At 68.2% G+C, this 16,234-nt stretch carries 17 protein-coding genes; 11 read left to right on the top strand and 6 right to left on the bottom strand.

Annotation, left to right across the window (positions count from 1 at the left end; genetic code table 11):
* Window positions 1-147: 147 nt before the first annotated feature.
* The 7 genes from AB0F51_RS38270 to AB0F51_RS38240 all read left to right on the top strand — a co-directional run bounded on the left by AB0F51_RS38270 (window position 148) and on the right by AB0F51_RS38240 (window position 6,623).
* Entirely contained in the window at window positions 148-915 is a 768-nt protein-coding gene (locus tag AB0F51_RS38270; RefSeq protein ID WP_360288511.1) for an ABC transporter ATP-binding protein, read from the top strand.
* On the top strand, window positions 912-2,279 hold the full coding sequence (locus AB0F51_RS38265; protein ID WP_360288509.1) for an FtsX-like permease family protein: 1,368 nt from the start codon (window positions 912-914) through the stop codon (window positions 2,277-2,279). Before AB0F51_RS38270 ends, AB0F51_RS38265 begins: the two co-directional genes overlap by 4 nt.
* 27 nt (window positions 2,280-2,306) lie before the next feature.
* Window positions 2,307-3,833, top strand: coding sequence for a carotenoid oxygenase family protein (locus tag AB0F51_RS38260; protein WP_360288507.1), 1,527 nt, complete (start codon window positions 2,307-2,309; stop codon window positions 3,831-3,833).
* A gap of 18 nt (window positions 3,834-3,851) precedes the next feature.
* Window positions 3,852-4,763 carry a hypothetical protein gene (locus tag AB0F51_RS38255; protein ID WP_360288505.1) on the top strand — a complete coding sequence of 304 codons (912 nt, stop codon included), beginning with the start codon at window positions 3,852-3,854 and terminating at the stop codon, window positions 4,761-4,763.
* Between the two features lie 80 nt (window positions 4,764-4,843).
* Window positions 4,844-5,248 carry a nuclear transport factor 2 family protein gene (locus AB0F51_RS38250; protein WP_360288503.1) on the top strand — a complete coding sequence of 135 codons (405 nt, stop codon included), beginning with the start codon at window positions 4,844-4,846 and terminating at the stop codon, window positions 5,246-5,248.
* Window positions 5,245-5,748, top strand: coding sequence for a nuclear transport factor 2 family protein (locus AB0F51_RS38245; protein ID WP_360288501.1), 504 nt, complete (start codon window positions 5,245-5,247; stop codon window positions 5,746-5,748). Before AB0F51_RS38250 ends, AB0F51_RS38245 begins: the two co-directional genes overlap by 4 nt.
* Entirely contained in the window at window positions 5,745-6,623 is an 879-nt protein-coding gene (locus AB0F51_RS38240) for an alpha/beta fold hydrolase (protein ID WP_360288499.1), read from the top strand. Before AB0F51_RS38245 ends, AB0F51_RS38240 begins: the two co-directional genes overlap by 4 nt.
* A gap of 10 nt (window positions 6,624-6,633) precedes the next feature.
* On the opposite strand, the gene AB0F51_RS38235 is transcribed toward AB0F51_RS38240, so the two are convergent.
* Window positions 6,634-7,167, bottom strand: a complete 534-nt coding sequence (locus tag AB0F51_RS38235) for an NAD(P)H-dependent oxidoreductase (RefSeq protein WP_360288497.1) — start codon at window positions 7,165-7,167, stop codon at window positions 6,634-6,636.
* A 165-nt stretch (window positions 7,168-7,332) separates the two neighbouring features.
* Here AB0F51_RS38235 and AB0F51_RS38230 point away from each other — a divergent pair, with 165 nt between their 5' ends.
* From AB0F51_RS38230 to AB0F51_RS38220, 3 genes are all read left to right on the top strand, one after another.
* On the top strand, window positions 7,333-9,597 hold the full coding sequence (locus AB0F51_RS38230) for an ATP-binding domain-containing protein (RefSeq protein ID WP_360288495.1): 2,265 nt from the start codon (window positions 7,333-7,335) through the stop codon (window positions 9,595-9,597).
* 83 nt (window positions 9,598-9,680) lie between these two features.
* On the top strand, window positions 9,681-10,346 hold the full coding sequence (locus tag AB0F51_RS38225) for an excalibur calcium-binding domain-containing protein (protein ID WP_360288493.1): 666 nt from the start codon (window positions 9,681-9,683) through the stop codon (window positions 10,344-10,346).
* Window positions 10,347-10,477: 131 nt separating this feature from the next.
* Window positions 10,478-11,119 (top strand): M23 family metallopeptidase, encoded by a 642-nt coding sequence (locus AB0F51_RS38220; RefSeq protein ID WP_360288640.1) that lies wholly within the window; start codon window positions 10,478-10,480, stop codon window positions 11,117-11,119.
* Here AB0F51_RS38220 and AB0F51_RS38215 read toward each other — a convergent pair.
* The 3 genes from AB0F51_RS38215 to AB0F51_RS38205 all read right to left on the bottom strand — a co-directional run bounded on the left by AB0F51_RS38215 (window position 11,116) and on the right by AB0F51_RS38205 (window position 13,379).
* Window positions 11,116-12,240 (bottom strand): epoxide hydrolase family protein, encoded by a 1,125-nt coding sequence (locus AB0F51_RS38215; RefSeq protein ID WP_360288491.1) that lies wholly within the window; start codon window positions 12,238-12,240, stop codon window positions 11,116-11,118. The genes AB0F51_RS38220 and AB0F51_RS38215 overlap by 4 nt on opposite strands.
* Before the next feature lie 128 nt (window positions 12,241-12,368).
* Window positions 12,369-12,734 carry a VOC family protein gene (locus tag AB0F51_RS38210; RefSeq protein ID WP_360288489.1) on the bottom strand — a complete coding sequence of 122 codons (366 nt, stop codon included), beginning with the start codon at window positions 12,732-12,734 and terminating at the stop codon, window positions 12,369-12,371.
* Window positions 12,735-13,148: 414 nt separating this feature from the next.
* Complete coding sequence (locus tag AB0F51_RS38205; protein ID WP_012924486.1) at window positions 13,149-13,379, bottom strand: hypothetical protein; 231 nt, start codon at window positions 13,377-13,379, stop codon at window positions 13,149-13,151.
* Between the two features lie 256 nt (window positions 13,380-13,635).
* Here AB0F51_RS38205 and AB0F51_RS38200 point away from each other — a divergent pair, with 256 nt between their 5' ends.
* Complete coding sequence (locus AB0F51_RS38200; protein ID WP_360288486.1) at window positions 13,636-14,187, top strand: MarR family transcriptional regulator; 552 nt, start codon at window positions 13,636-13,638, stop codon at window positions 14,185-14,187.
* Here AB0F51_RS38200 and AB0F51_RS38195 read toward each other — a convergent pair.
* Both AB0F51_RS38195 and AB0F51_RS38190 read right to left on the bottom strand, forming a co-directional pair.
* Entirely contained in the window at window positions 14,184-15,056 is an 873-nt protein-coding gene (locus AB0F51_RS38195; RefSeq protein ID WP_360288484.1) for a DUF3152 domain-containing protein, read from the bottom strand. The two genes, AB0F51_RS38200 and AB0F51_RS38195, sit on opposite strands and share 4 nt — an antisense overlap.
* Before the next feature lie 402 nt (window positions 15,057-15,458).
* Window positions 15,459-16,217, bottom strand: coding sequence for an NAD(P)H-binding protein (locus AB0F51_RS38190; protein ID WP_360288483.1), 759 nt, complete (start codon window positions 16,215-16,217; stop codon window positions 15,459-15,461).
* Window positions 16,218-16,234 lie beyond the last annotated feature (17 nt).

Below are 16,234 nucleotides of genomic sequence, written 5' to 3'. Positions count from 1 at the left end.
GAGCTCCGTCGTACCAACCTTCTTTGGTAGGTATCCGGACCCTTCGCAGGTCGGGTGGATTCACCCTGCCCGGGGCGGTGTGGCGATCGCGCCGGCGCGCCGAGACTCGAGTCGACCTCGACCCCGCGATCGATCGGACGGCACAGCGTGACCAGCTCGAATCTCACCCGCGACCCCTTGCAGGTCGTCGGACTCACCCGGACGTACGGACGGTCCGGCGGCAAGGTGGTCGCCTTGGCAGGGGTGAGCACGTCCTTCGCGGCCGGCACGTTCACCGCGGTGATGGGCCCGTCGGGCTCGGGCAAGACCACGCTGCTGCAGTGTGCCTCCGGACTCGACCGGCCGACGGCGGGAGCCGTGTACGTCGACGGTCGGGAGTTCCCCTCCGGAAGCGAGGCGGAGGCGACCCGCTTCCGGCGTACCCGGATCGGTTTCGTCTTCCAGCAGTACAACCTGATGCCGACCCTCACGGTTTTGCAGAACGTGATGCTGCCGATGGTGCTGGCCGGCAAGCGGGTCGACCGTCGGCACTGCCTGACGCTCCTCGACCAGGTCGGCCTGGGCAGCCACGCCGACCGCAGGCCGACTGAGCTGTCCGGCGGGCAGCAGCAACGTGTCGCGATCGCGCGGGCACTGGCGGCCAAGCCGTCGATTGTGTTCGCCGACGAACCGACCGGCGCGCTCGACAGTGCGGGCGCGGCGGCCGTCCTTGCCTTGCTGCGGCAGGCTGTCGACGACCACGGCCAGACCATCGTGATGGTCACCCACGATCCGATCGCGGCCGGCTTCGCCGACTCGGTCGTCTTCCTCGCCGACGGACAGATCGTCGGCACCTTGCAGGCGCCCACCGCGGCCACGGTCGCCGAGCAGATGTTGCGACTCGACGCAGCGCGCCAAGGCGGTGGCCCGCAATGACGATCCTCACCATCGCGATCGCGTCACTGCGCTTTCGCCGGGAAGCGTTCGTCGCGACCTTCGTCAACGTGTTCGTCGGAGCGCTGGTCCTGATGGCGTTCGCCTCGCTCCTCGATACGGCCGGCCAGAGCGGCGTCTCCGCGACCGACGCCTCGACGTTGCGGACGATCGCCGGAGCGGTCGGTGGCTGGGGTCTGGTCATCGTCGGGTTCGGTGTCGCCTCGACGACCAGCTTGGCGATCCGGCAACGGCAGGCCGAGATGGCACTGCTGAAGGCAATCGGCGCCACACCCGGGCAGCTCGGCCGCCTGATCACGGGCGAAGGCGTCGGAGTCGCTGTCGTGGCGGCCGCGCTGGCGATCGCCCCCGCGTTCCTGACCGGCCGAGCGGTGCTCGAAGCGCTCCGCCACGCCGACCAGGTCACGCCCGCTGTCCCCTACCGCTTCGGACCGATCGCGCTGGTCGCAGGACTGTCGGCGACCCTGCTCGCCACGGTCGGCGCCACCGCGATCGCGGCCCGCTCGGCCGGACGGGTCAGCGCCAAGGAGGCGCTGAGCCAGGCCGCCGTCGATGCCGGGCCGATCGGCAAAGGCAGGGTGATCACCGGGCTCGGGCTGCTCGTCGCCGGCGTCGGTTGCGCATTCACGACCGCGACCGTACTCAAGGACGAGGGCTTCACCACCCTGAGCGTGGCGGGCCAGGCGTGCATCGCCTGCGCGATGGGACTCGCGCTGCTGTCCCCGCTGGCGTTGCGAGCACTCGCCCACCTTGTCGCCCCCATGACCAGAGGATCCGGTACGGCGTACCTGGCCGTATCGGCCCTCCGGGAGCGCACGCGGCAGGCGGCGACCGTCACCATGCCGGTGGTCGTCCTGACCGGCCTGGCCGTCGGCACCTTCTGCATCCAGCAGATCTACGACGACACGAACGCCGCCGCGGGGATCGCCGTCAGTGTCGAGGACAAGGGAGTCCAGACGCTGAACCTGATCATCATCGGCATGATCAGCCTGTTCGCGGCGGTCGTCCTGGTCAACAACTGCGTCGCGAGCCTGCTGGCCCGAAGCCAGGAGTTCGGCCTCGCCCGCAAGATCGGCGCGACGCCTGGCCAGGTACTGCGCGCTGTCGCCTGGGAGACAACCTTCGCGGCCGCGACCGGACTGGCTCTCGGCACTGTCGCCGCCGCGATCGGCATCACCGGCTTCGTCTACGGCCGCACCGGCTCGCTGCGGCCAGGCGTCGACAGCGGTCCGTACCTGGCGATCGTCGCCTTCGTTCTGGCCCTGACCTGGATCGCGAGCTTGACCGCCGCGCGCCGGTCGCTGGCCATTCCCATGGTCGACGCCACTGGCCCGGCCCGCGAGTGACCACCCCAACCATGTGAGGAGCAACATATGTCCAAGTACTGCCGGCGCACCGTACTGCGCTCAGCAGCCGCGCTGACGGGCGGCGCCATCGCCATCGGGTACGGCGCACTGGCGCTGGGCGGCCCCTCAGCTGCAGCGCCCCTCAAAGGCAACCCCCGCTTTCCCTTCCTGGAAGGCGCTTTCGCTCCGGTCCGGGAGGAGGTGACGGAGTTCGACCTGCCCGTCACCGGCCGGATTCCGCGGGAGCTGAACGGGCGCTACCTCCGTATCGGCCCCAACGTGCTCGGCCTGGAGGATCCCCGGGCCCATCACTGGATGCTCGGCGAGGGAATGGTGCACGGCGTACGGCTGCGGGACGGTCGCGCCGAGTGGTACCGCAACCGGTGGGTCCGGTCGTCCTCGGTCGCCAGGAAGCTCGGCGAACCGTACCCGTGGCCGGTGCCGGAGCAGGACTACGCCTGCAACACCCACGTCATCGCGCACAACGGCCGGATCCTGACCCTGCTGGAGAGCGGCCCACCGCCGTACGAGCTCGACGGTGAACTGAACACCCTCGGACCGTACGACTTCGGTGGGACCCTGGACGGCGCGTTCACCGCGCACACCAAGTTCGATGCCCAGGTCAACGAGTTGCACGCGATCAGCTACAGCCCGTTGTGGGACCACGTCCGCCATCTGGTCGTCGATGCCGAGGGGCGAGTGACCCGGACGAGGATGATCCCCGTGGCCGGCAGTCCGATGATGCACGACTTCGCCCTGACGCAGCGCCACGTGGTGCTCTTCGACGTACCGGTCACGTTCGATCCCGAAGCCGCGGCGGCAGGTGATCCGGTGCCGTATGTGTGGAACGACAAGCATCCCCCTCGGGTCGGAGTACTGCCCCGATCCGGCGGGCAGGTCCGGTGGTTCGACGCTCCTCGGGCGGTGGTCTTCTCGCACACCCTGAACGCGTACGACCACGGCCACTCGGTCGTCGTCGACGTGACCACGTTCCCGGCGCCGTTCTACGCGGGCGGCCGCGGATCCGGCGGGCCGGGAGCCACCGGCACACCGTCGCTGGATCGCTGGACGATCGACCTGGCGCACGGCCGGCTCCGGACGATCAGGATCGACGACCGGCCCCAGGAGTACCCGCGGATCAACGACGCTCTGGTCGCCCACCGGCATCGGTACGGCTACTCCGCGTCCGCGGCCGAGATGTTCCAGGCGTACCTGACCGTGGACGGTGCGGTCCCGGACCGCGCGTTCCACAACGCGCTGATCAAGCACGACCTGGTCCGCGGTTCGTCGGAAGTGCACCGCTTCGCCAAGGGCGCGGCCGCGAGCGAGCCGGTCTTCGTCCCGGCCTCCGGTCACGGCGCGGCCGGTCGTCGGATCGCCGAGGACGACGGCTATGTCCTGGCGTACGTGCACAACCCGGACCGCAACGCCTCTGATCTGGTGATCCTGGCCGCGCAGGACTTTGGTGGTAAACCCGTGGCCCGGGTGCATCTCCCGGCGCGGGTCCCCCTCGGCTTCCACGGCAACTGGGTCCCCGATGCTGTTTCCAGCTGATCCAAGAGGAAGGAACGAATGAGTCTCACCAGTCTGGGGCTGACTGACGAGCAGGAGGGTCTGTACCGGCACTTGTTGCGCCGCCGGCCCGGGTCGGAGGACCTGGCCGGTGTCGGCGGCGCCACGCTCGCCGAGTTGCGGGCGCTCGGTCTTGTGGACGACACCCTCACCGCGGTGCCGCCGGCGGCAGCGGTCGATCTGTTGGTCCGCCGACGGCTCGAGCAGACGCAGCGTCAACTGACGGAGCTGAGCCTCGCGTGGGACGTGCTCACCGAACTCAGCGAGGAGCACCGCAGTGGCAGGCCCGTCAAGCTGGTCGAACATCTCGTCGACGGAACGGCCGTCACCAACCGCATGCGCGCCCTGCTGGCGGACGAGCCCGGCGAGTTCATGCACCTGAAGGAGCGTGCCTACTACTCACAGAACGGATACGAGCTTTCGCTCTTCACCCGCCTCCTCGCCCGCGGGCTGAGAAGCCGTACGCTCTTCTCCACCCGCGCCCTGCAGGACCCCGACCAAGGCCCCTATGCCCGCAGCCAGCACGCCTTGGGCGACCTGCATCGGGTGACCATCGAGCCGATCCGCCACCTGGCCGTCGTCAACCGCTCGGTTGCCTTCGTGCAGGCCGACCTGACCGACCCACAGGCCGGGGCGTTGCAGATCCGGCAGCCCGGTGTGGTGGCCACGCTCGCCGATGTGTTCGACGGCATGTGGGGCCGGGCGCGCGACCTGGACGACGTACCGCTGTCCCCGATCGAGCAGCAGGTCCTGCATGCCCTGACCCGCTACGGCACCGACGAGGCGGCGGCCCGGTCGGTCAACGTGTCGGTCCGCAAGTTCCGGGCGCATGTCGCCGACATCATGGCCCATCTGGGCGCCGACACCAGGTTCCAGGCGGCCCTGTTGGCGAAGGAGCGGGGCTGGCTGTGAACTCGGCTGCAGTTTCCTGCACGCCGACGTGCAACTTCTCCAGCTCCCGCCGCTTGTCCGCAGGCGAGATGCTGGTGCGCATGGATCGCTTCGACATCATCGACACCTGCACCCGGATGGCCTGGTACGCCGACCACCGGGAGTGGCCCCGACTCGCCGAGGTGTTCGCCGACCAGGTGACCCTCGACTACACCAGCCTCAACGGCGGCGAGCCCGTCGTTCTCACCCCCGAGCAGATCATTGCCGGCTGGCAGGAAGGACTGGGCGTGTACGCCGCGACTCAGCACCTGGTCGGCAATCACCTTGTCACCGTCGACGGTGACAGCGCTGTCTGTACTGCGTCCTTCCAGGCGACCCACCGCAAGCCCGACGACTCCTTGTGGACGCTGGGCGGCACCTACCGCTTCGACCTGGTGCGAACCGGCGACGGCTGGCGCATCAGCGGTGTGGTGATGAGCACGGTCTGGAGCGACGGGACCCGATGAGAGCGCGCACCGTCGCAGTACTGGCGGTGCTCGTCGTGGTGGCCGGCGGAATAGTAGTAGCCGTCGGCAACCATCGGTCCACCGCTCGACCAACTGCTTCCTCCAGCCCCACCCAGCCGCAGTCCTCAACGGCGCAGTCTTCACCGGCGCAGCCGCAGCCCTCCGCGGGCGCCGCCTCGCGCGGCGTGCTCGATCCGGCCGCCCAGCGGTACCTCGACGCCGTCGCGGCCAAGAACGCCGATGCGGTGGCCAGCGCCTTCGCCCCCGACGGACTCGTCATCGACGTCGGCCGCGAGATCCGCGGCCGCGACGCGATCCGGCAGTGGGCGGAGAACGAGGTCATCGGCGGCGTCTACACGCTGCTCGAACACAAGCCCAGGCAGGGCGGAGTCACCCTGCTCGTCCGCTTCCAGCCCGGCGGTACGGGCGGCTTCCGCGCCAACTACCACTTCGACATCACCGACGGAACGATCACCAAAGCCACTTTGGAGTACGCATGAACAAGGTCACCTTCGACAGCGACGGCACCACCCTGACCGGCAACCTCTACCTCCCCGAAGGCAAGGAACGGGCCCCCGGTGTTGTCGTCGCCGGCACCTGGACCAGCGTCAAGGAACTGATGGCGGACCGCTACGCCGAGCGCCTCGCCGACCGCGGGTACGCCGCGCTGTCCTTCGACTTCACCGGTTTCGGCGAGTCCGGCGGAGAGCCCCGCGACGTGGAGAACCCGGCCCGCAAGGTCCGCGACATCCACCACGCGGTCAGCTTCCTGCAGAACCACCCGGCCGTGGACGGCGAGCAACTCGGTGCCCTGGGCATCTGCGCGGCGGCGATGTACATGTCCGACAACGCCGCGCACGACCCACGGGTGAAGTCCCTCGCCCTGGTCGCTCCCTGGCTGCACGACGCCGCGATCTGCGAGGCCGCCTACGGAGGCGCCGACGCGGTGGCCGAGAAGATCAAGCTCGGCCGCGAGGCGCGGTCGCGGTACGACGAGACCGGTGAGATCGACTACGTACCGGTCGTGAGCACCACCGACCCGCGCGCCGCCATGCCGTACGACATCGACTTCTACCTCAACCCGGCCCGCGGCGGCATCCCCGCCTGGCCGAACCGCTTCGCGGTGATGGCCTGGCCGGACTGGCTTACGTACGACGCCATCGCCCTGGCCCCGCAGATCACCCAGCCCACGCTGCTCGTGCACAGCGAGGAAGCCGCAATCCCCGAGGGCGCTCTTCGCTTCCACGTCGGGCTGGCCGGGCCCAAGGACATTTTGTGGACCCAAGGCACCCAGTTCGACTTCTACGACGCCGAACCTCAGGTGACTCTGTCGGTCGACACCGTCGCCGCGCACTTCGGCCGCACGCTGCGCTGACAGTAGCGGGTCAACTGGGGTAAGGGGTGGTGGTCCGGGCCTCGCGCAGGGGGTGGGACCACCACGCCAACTGATCGAGCAGGGTGGCGGCCGCGATGGTCGTGGTGGGGTCTGCGGGGCTCCCGGCCGCAGTGAACGGTTCGGTCGCTTGGTGGAAGCTGAGGGTGTCGCGGATCGTGACGGCGTGGAGTTCGCCGAAGACCTGGCGGAGTTGTTCCGCGGCGCGCAGCCCACCCGAGCGGCCGCCGTACACCACGAACGCGACCGGCTTCGCGTACCAGGGCCGTCGTACTGCGTCGATCGCCGTCTTCAGGTCGCCGGGATAGCCATGGTTGTACTCCGGGCAGACGATCACGATCGCGTCCGCCTCGTCGATCCGGGCGGGCAGGTCGGTCAGCGGCGTCCGGGCCAGGTCGATCAGGTCGAGTTTGAAGTCGTCACGTTGCTCGACCTCACGCCCGAACCAGTCGGCCACGACGGTGCCGAAGCGGCCCGGTTCGCGGTTGCGGACGAGCAGCGCCAGGCGGAGCGGAGGATCGATCACCTGGCCGACGCTAGGACCTCAACACGACTTGAGGTCAAGGGAGAGTGGCACACGCCTCGCCGAATTAGCGGCCCTCGGGATAAACTCAGGTATTTGTGGCTGCCACCGGAAAGCGCCAGAACAAAGGCGGCCGGGAACCATTGCGCTGCATTTTATCACGAGGGGTTGGAATTGCTGAATCCGGTCCAGGCCGAACAGGTTCACCTGACGACTTTCTATGCCACGCTCGATCGGGAGCGGGAGCGGACGGAGGAGCGCCGGCGCGACGAGCAGGTCGCCGGGACGCGGAACGCGCAGGCCCTGCACCAGCGCGACGGCCGGGTCCGTGACCTGAACGCCCGGTTGTCCCGGCTGAACGCGGCCGAGGAGGGTCTCGCGTTCGGGCGGCTCGACGACGAGAACGGCGAGGTCCTGCACATCGGCCGGATCGGGTTGCACGACGAGGACTACGAACCGTTGCTGGTCGACTGGCGGGCCCCCGCGGCGCGCCCGTTCTACATCGCCACCGCGGTGGCGAACGAGGGCATCGTCCGCCGACGGCACATCCAGACCCGGCTTCGCCGCGTGATCGACGTCCAGGACGAGCAGCTCGACCTCGACCGGACCGCGGCCGGCGCATCCCAGCCCGGCACGGGTGTCGTCGGCGAGGCGGTCCTGCTGAGCGCACTGGAGGCTCGGCGTACCGGCACGATGGAGTCGATCGTGCGGACGATCCAGGCCGACCAGGACCGGATCATCCGGTCCGAGCTGCCCGGCGTCCTCGTAGTCCAGGGCGGGCCGGGCACCGGCAAGACCGCGATCGCGCTGCACCGGGCCGCATTCCTTTTGTACACACACCGTGCTCAGCTGGAAAAGCGCGGAATTCTGGTCGTCGGCCCCAATGCGACTTTCCTGCGATTCATCGGTCAGGTGCTGCCGTCACTCGGTGAGGACGGCGTTCGGCTCGTCACGGTCGCCGAGTTGTACCCCGGCCTGACCGCGACCCGGCCCGAGCCCGCCGAGGTGGCCGAGGTCAAGGGCCGCGCGGTGATGGCCGAGGTGATCGAGACCGCCGTCGCCGACCGGCAGTGGCTGCCCACCGAGCCGATCGAGCTGACCGTCGACCGGACCGTACTGCGGCTGGAACCGTCCGTCGTCGAACAGGCCCGCGCCAGTGCTCGGGCCCGCCAACTGACGCACAACCAGGCGCAGCCGTTCTTCACCAAGGACATCATCGACCACCTGGTCGACCTGTACGCCGACATCATCGGGGCGGACCCGCTCGGCGGCGACAACCTGCTGGACGAGTACGACCTGGCCGAGCTGCGCAACGAGGTGGTGGCAGACCCCGCAGTACGGGCGTTGCTCGATCGGCTCTGGCCGGTGCTCAGCCCGCAGCAATTGCTGATCGACCTGTACGGCGACGAGCAGCGGCTCGCGTCCGCGGCTCCTCAGCTCAGTGCGCTCGACCGTGAACACCTGCTCCGGTACGGCGATGACTGGAGCCCGGCCGACGTACCGCTGCTCGACGAGGCCGCGGAGTTGCTAGGTGATGATGGGCGCGACCTGGCTCGGGAGCGGGCCGAGCGCGCCCGGGCGATCGCGTATGCGCAGGGTTCGCTGGATGTGCTGTCCGGGTCGGGTTCGACCGACTTCGACGAGGACGACGAGGCGGAAGTCCTGTCGGCGAAGGACATTCTCGATGCCGAAGCTCTCGCTGCTCGGTATGAGGCGGATGACGATCGCTCATTGGCCGAGCGGGCCTCGGTCGATCGGCGGTGGACTTATGGGCACGTGATCGTCGACGAGGCGCAGGAGTTGTCCCCGATGGCGTGGCGGGCGATTGCGCGGCGCTGTCCGTTGCGGTCGATGACGCTGGTCGGCGATGTGGCGCAGACAGGTGCCGCGGGTGGCGGCACCAGTTGGCAGCAGGCGCTGGAGCCTTCCTTCGGCGACCGCTGGCGGCTGGCGGAGCTGACGATGAACTACCGCACGCCGGCCGAGGTGATGGAGCTTGCAGCGGAGGTACTGCGCGAGGTCGACCCGACAGCGCAGGCTCCTCGCTCAGTGCGCTCCACCGGGGTCAAGCCGTGGCACGTGGATGTCCAGCCGGCGGAGCAGGCGGCGTACGTGAGCAAGGTGGCCCACGAGGAAACGCAGTACGGGCAGGTCGGCGTCATCACCTCGCGGCACCGCCTGGAGTTGGTGCAGGAGGCCATCGCCGACGTACCGAACGTCACCGTCCTGACCGTGGCCGGCGCGAAGGGCCTCGAGTTCGACTCCGTCCTGGTCGTCGACCCCGACGGCATCCTGATCGAGTCCCCCCGCGGCCTCCGCGACCTCTACGTAGCCCTCACCCGCTGCACCCAACGCCTAGGCGTCATCGGCCCCCTCCCCGACCTCCTCCAGAACTCACCAGCCTGGGCCGACCGCACTGTTTCACCCCACTGACCTACGCCTGTTGTTGCTCGCGATCGCTCCCCCGCCATGGACAACGCAGAGCGACGGGTCTTCAATGAGGCTCGGGGGGAAACATGAATGGAGAACGGGATACAGTCACGGAAAGTTGCGGCACCACTCGCCGGGGCAAGGACAGCGGCAACGGAACGCTGGCTGCCCTGGCAGGCGTCGCGGTCGGAGTGGTCGTCGTACTGCTCGTCTGGCTCGTCGTCTTGATGAGTCGGCAGGATTCACCGCAGGAAGCCGCGTCGGCGCCGCAGTCGACCGACGGACCCGTTACGGTGAAGACGCTGACCGTCACTCCGTCGGTCAAAGGCACCAAGAAGGCGCCGGCGCCGGTCCCCCCGAAGGTGATCGGCGATGTCCGATCGCTCCCGGCGGGACTCTTCTGCCGGGACCTGAAGGCCAAGGGGTACAGCTACGTGGCGGCGATCGACTACTGGCGGCTGAACGGTCAGCCGAACCAGATGGACGCCGACAAGAACGGCATCCCCTGCGAGACCGTCTACCCACGCAGCGACATCGGCCAGTACTGGAACGGGCGTGAGGTCGGTGGCGCCGCGCCGCCGGCGTCCGGCCTGCTCTGCCGCGATCTCGCCGCCCGGGGTGCGACGTACGCGCAAGCGGTCGCCTACTGGTGGTACTACGACATGCCCCAGCGGATGGATGCCGACAAGAACGGCATCCCCTGCGAGACGGTCTACTCAGTTGCCATGGTCAACAACTTTTGGTTCCAGTGAGACGGTCTCTCTGGGTGGTCTGCCTGTCCGCGGCTCTGGTGGTCGTGGGCAGTGGGCTGATCGTACTCACCGCCACCGGTGTGTTCGATCGACCTGATGCCAAAGTCTCCTCGCGGCCGACGCCGACCCCGATGAGCAGCGGCACGCGAACAAAGACAGTGGTTGTTCCGGTCGAGCCGACCGTTGCTGCCACGCCCGAGCAGCCGACACCGTCGACAGCACCTCCTGCGCCAAGACCCAAAGCCGCCACGCAGTACGTGTTTCCTGTGGGTGGTTGTCGGGCGGATGCTTCGCAGAGTCATCATGACTATCCGGCTTCGGACATCTTTGCGGATAAAGGGTGTCTGTTTGTCTCGCCGGTTGATGGACGGGTGGATGAGGTGACGTTGGTGGACAGCTGGGACAAGAAGACCAACGTCGGGCGGGACCGGGGTGGGTTGTCGGTGTCGGTGGTTGGGGTGGATGGGGTTCGGTACTACGGGTCGCATCTGTCGGCGGTTGGGGTGAATATCCGGCCGGGTGTGATGGTGCGAGCCGGGCAGTCGCTGGGGTTGGTTGGGAAGACGGGGAGTGCTCAGCAGACGCCCTCTCATCTGCATTTTGGGATCAGTTGGCCTACGCCGGCTGGGCATTGGTGGGTGCGTCGGGGTGCGGTCGCGCCGCAGGCGTTCCTCAATGCATGGCACGACGGGCGGCAACTGTCGCCGGTCGCCGCGGTGGCGAAGGCCAAGCGAGCGTACGGCGCCGACAACGGTTGCCGCGCCTACTGCTAGCGCAAAGGGCGGAAGAACGTGCGGATGTCTTCCACCAACAAGTCGGGCGCTTCCAGCGCGGCGAAATGACCGCCCCGCTCGTACTCCGCCCAGTGCGTGATGCGGTGCTCGCGTTCGAGGATGTGGCGCATCGCCGGGTCGGTCGGGAAGACCGCGACCCCGGTCGGCACGTCACTCGGCTTTCCCGGTTCGGCGGCCGCGCCTGCGTAGTACAGGTTGGCGGAGGTGGCGCTGGTGTTGGTGAACCAGTAGATGGAGACGTTCGCCAGCAGGTGATCCAGCGCGACCGCGTCCTCCGGCAGGTCCCGAGCCGGGTCGGTCCAGTCGTGGAACTTCTCCAGGATCCAGGCCAGCTGCCCGACCGGTGAGTCACTCAAAGCGAACGAGACCGTCTGCGGTTTGGTCGACTGCAGTACGGCGTACCCGGTGCCGGTCGCGCGGATGTGCTCCGCCATCGCCAGCTTGGCCTGATCCGTCGCACTCAAATCATCGAGGTCACCGGCCCGAGCCGCCGGAAACGCCAGCCCGCCGTTGATGTGTACGCCGATGACCCGCTCCGGCGCCAACCGCCCGACGAGAGGCGACACCACCGATCCGGTGTCGCCGCCCTGAGCGCCGTACCGGTCATATCCAAGGCGATCCATCAACGTGATCCACGCCTGGGCGATCCGGACATGATCCCAGCCGGACCCTTCCAGCGGCACCGAGAACCCGTGTCCGGGAACCGACGGAGCGACCACATGGAAGGCGTCCGCGGCGTCGCCACCATGCGCACGCGGGTCGGTGAGTGGCCCGAGTACGTCGACGAACTCGGCGACCGAACCCGGCCAGCCATGGGTCAGCACGAGCGGCATTGCCGTCGGCTCGGGTGAGCGCGCATGCAGGAAGTGCACCGTCTGCCCATCAACGATCGTCGTGTACTGCGGTATCGCGTTGAGCCGCGTCTCCCAGGCTCGCCAGTCGAACTCCAACCACCGATCGACCACCCCACGCAGATACCCGACCGGTACTCCGCGTTGCCAGTCGCCGGGCAACTCCCGTGGCCAGCGGGTCGCGCGGAGGCGGTGGTGGAGGTCGTCGATCGCCTCCTGCGGAACGTCGATCCGAAAAGGGTTCAGCACAGGCCGTCCAAGTCGTGGGCAGGTTTGTTGGTGGTCGGGCGACAAGGTTCAAGAATGCCACCTACCGGTCCACCGAACCGGCCGCGGCGGATACCGCGGCCGGGACCAACTGTGGACGGCCGGACCGGTTACTTCTTGGCGTAGTACTCCGGCTTCATCTGGATGAGCTGGACGTAGTTGCCGTCCGGGTCGATCACGGTGGCGAAGAAGCCGATGCCGCGGTCTTCGGGTTCGACCAGCCACTCGACGTTCAGCGTGCGCAGGTGGGCGGCGGCCTGCTCGATGTCGTCGACGGCGAAGTTGACGATGTGCCGTCCCGGCTCGATCGTCTTGGCGTCGACGTCGTCACGCTGCTCGACGATCAGGCCGAAACCCCCGAGGTCCAGGTTCCCGTAGCCGTCGGTCTCGGCGTGGAAGCCGTCGCGGTACCACGCCTTGAGACGGTCGGGGTCGGTGCTGCCGAGCAGCATGCTGTTCAGGACGGGCCGGGCCATGATCTCTCCTTCTCCTCCGAGCCGGGGATCGGCTCGCTACCGGTACGTCGGAGTCGCGGCGAGGGGCTCGACATCGCGGCCGAGACAGAAAACGTCCGCACCGGCGGACCTCGCGGTCACGGTGCGGACGGTGAATGTTTTCAGGCGCTACTACTTCTTTGGGTGGATCGATCAGGCGCATCGAAACCAGAGATCAGTGTCCTGCGTCCGAAGTTGTTTGAGTGATTGCGGTGGTCAGGTGCGTGCATCGCGGTGCTTGAGGAGGGTCCTCGATGCGGAGCATCGTGGATGCTCGTCAAGTGCCGTGAGGTGCGTGCCTGGGCGCCGCAAGCGCCAAAGAACTTCGGACGCAGGACACTCAGGGCGGCAGGCGAGGGACAGATCGTCCGCTCTCGCCTGCCGCCGATCAGTGGTTCAGCGGGGGGCTACGTCCCACATGCGTTCGCCGGGCAGGGGGTCGGGGAGCCGGTCGACGGCGGGCATCGGGTCGTTGGTGACCCGGAGCCCGGCGAAACGACGGCTCATGGCGTGGGCGTACCGCTCGGCCAACGCCGGCTCGGCGTTGTAGTCGGCGATCACGTGCTCACCGAACCAGACTCGTACGCGTCGGCGCTCAGACGTCTGGGTGGCGGTGGCGGTTGTCACTTGTCCTCCATGCAGTTCCAGGGGTGGTCGGCCTTCGTACGCGGAGCGAGCGCGGTGCCGGTGCGCCGTGTGTTCACCGTCACGTCAGATCCAACGGACGACGGGAACGGAAGGTCACGCAGAAAATCTGGGCAATCGTCCAGGAGCTTTCCGCGTCCCTCGAAGCCTTGTTCGATTACCTCGGCAGGCCGAATTCACAGCGTTTCCTCAGGAACGACACGCCGAAGCTGTCGGAGCGCCTCCGTAGGCTGGACGAGTGACCATCGAAGACGCTGGGACCAAGGCACTGGCGGTTCCCGACCAGGTCGTCATGCCGACCGGGATCGCCACTGTCCAGACCGAACACCTGATCGGAGACATCAGCGACGCACTCCGCCTGCTGGACGCCGTCGAGCGGGTCCGCGGACACGCGCACCCACTCATCCTGGGGCTGCAGGACGCCGTCGGTATCAAGATGCCGGCCGCGCTGGTGCTGAGCGCGATCTCCAACGGGCGCGACAGCGCCGAGGCCGTCGCCACGCAGGTCGGCACCACCACCGGTGAGGCCGAGCTGGCGATCGCCGAGCTCGAAGGCCTCGGCCTGGTGCGCACGTCGCCGTCCCTGGGCGTGACCGGCATGGGCCAGGCCCGCTTGTCCCAGCTGGACGGTCTGACCGTCCGGGTGCTCGACGTGGTCACCGGCATTCTCGGCCCGACCGACGCCGCACACCTGATCCGCCTGCTGCACACCGTCGCCGACGGCCTCGAGTCCGCAGCGATCACCGCCAACGTCTCGGACCAACTCCCCCAGCCGATCCTGAACTCCTAGCTGGCGGGTGGCTTGTCGTTGTACTGGCCGAGCCGCGCCTCGTAGCGGGCGCCGTTGCGATACGGCCACGAGTACGCCGTACAGCCGTGCAGGCCGAGGGTCTGCTGCTCCATCACGGGTGCCGGCTTGCCAGGACCCGGACACAGCTCGTGGCCGTGGCCGAGGCGATGACCGGTCTCGTGATTGATCATGTACTGCCGGTACGCCGTGAGGTCGGCGCCGTAGTGCGGCACTCCCTTGGCCCAGCGCGCGACGTTGAGCACGACCCGATCACCGATGCGGCAACTCGTGTACTGGTCGAACCCACCACCGCAGATCGCGTCGCGCGTCGCGGGCGTGACGAGCATCAACTGGAAGGCGGCGCGCTCGCCAGGGCCGACCTGGCGGAACCGGTAGACGCCGCCCGCGGTCCAGCCTTGGGGTGCACCGTAGGTCGCGCGGACGAACGACGCGAAGGCCGCGCGATCGATGCCTGTGATGCCACCCTCGATCGCGAGCTGGAAGGTGAACAGCTTGCCGGCCCTGCCGATCGGCGCGGGGTCGCCCGGGAGGACCGACAACGCACCCGTACCGCGGACCGGATAGGTGATCGCCGGATCGCCTTGACCAGGTGCCGGGTCGGATACCCGAGGCTCCGGTACTCCGGGCGTCTCCGGGTCACCCGGCGCCCCGATCTTCATCCTGCGAGCGGGGCCAGTCGCTGCCTTCTCCTCGGCCGCAGCATCCACGTCCGCCGACGCGACGGTGATTGCTGAAGCTGGTCGCTCTGGGTAACCGTGGCGAGCGAAAGGACTGGCCGGCAGCTGAAACAAAACTCCGGCCACGACCGCCGCCACGATCCCCAGTGCGGCGATTCTGGTCTTGCGCATCACCCAGCTCCTTACCCCGCGCTCCGGCGGAGCACGTCTCATCCAGTACTTGCCTGAACCGGCGGAACCCCTTCTCGGTGGTACCCATCCCGGGCCTCCATCCACGGGTGAACCCGAAATCTCCTCCTGCCGGATTTCACACCAGCGCGTTAGTTTGACGAAACAACACGGACGTACCACTACAGACAGTGCTGATGAACCGCTGGCCCGCGACGCTGAATCTTGCTGAAGGCAACAGGTTTGAAGCCGGGCGAACTGGTCCGCCTGCCGGTGCCGTTCGAGCGGCAGCCGGACTTGGATTGCTCCAGGCAAGGACTTCTTCTGGGCCCACCTCGGCGGCGAGGTGCACTGCGCACCCAACGCGCTCCGCGACACCCGGTCCACCAATAGCTGGTGGAAGCACTAGCTTGCCCGCTCGGCCAGGAAGGCTTCCCACGTGTGGGTGCCGGTGGCGTGGGTGGGGGCGAGGTTGATGCCGGTACGGAAGGTGCGGGCGGCCTTGCCGGGCAGGTGCAGAGGAACCATCGGGCGGCGGCGGCCGGTGGCTGCGAGGTAGGAGCTGACGATCTCTTTCAGCGTGTAGATCTTCGGACCGGCGATGTCAGGAACGAGGCCGGCTGGCTCGCCCTGGGTGAGCTCCACCAGGCGGGCCGCGACATCGCGGGCGTCGATGGGCTGGACCCGGAAGCCGCTGGGCACCAAGGCGATCGGCAGCTTCGTGATCGCCTTGGCGACGGTCAGCACCAAGTCGTTGAACTGCGTCGCGCGGACCGTCGTCCACGGTAGACCGGAGTCGGCGATCACCTGCTCGGCGCCGCGCTTGAACCCGAAGTACGCGAAGGATTCCTGGTCGGCGCCGACGACGGAGATGTAGATGATGTGCGGTTGACCGGCCTTGGTCGCCGCCTTGACGAGGGTGCGGGCCTTGTCGTCGTCGCCCTTGGCGTCCCCGGCGAGGTGGACGATCTTGTCAACGCCGGCCACCGCGGCGTCGATGCCTTCGCCGGTGGTCAGGTCGCCGACGACGTACTCGATGCCGTCCGCGGACTCGCGGCTGCTGCGGCTGAGCACGCGCACCTTGAATCCGGCGTCGCGCAGCAGCGGGGTGGTGAGGCGGCCGAGGGTTCCGGTGCCGCCGGTGACGAGAACGGTTGCGGTCATGGTGCGCTCCTAAAGTC

The organism is Kribbella sp. NPDC023855 (assembly GCF_040639475.1).
Taxonomy (GTDB): Bacteria; Actinomycetota; Actinomycetes; order Propionibacteriales; family Kribbellaceae; genus Kribbella.
The sequence above is the reverse complement of the archived record's forward strand: the minus strand, read 5'-3'. Positions and strand labels throughout refer to the sequence as shown.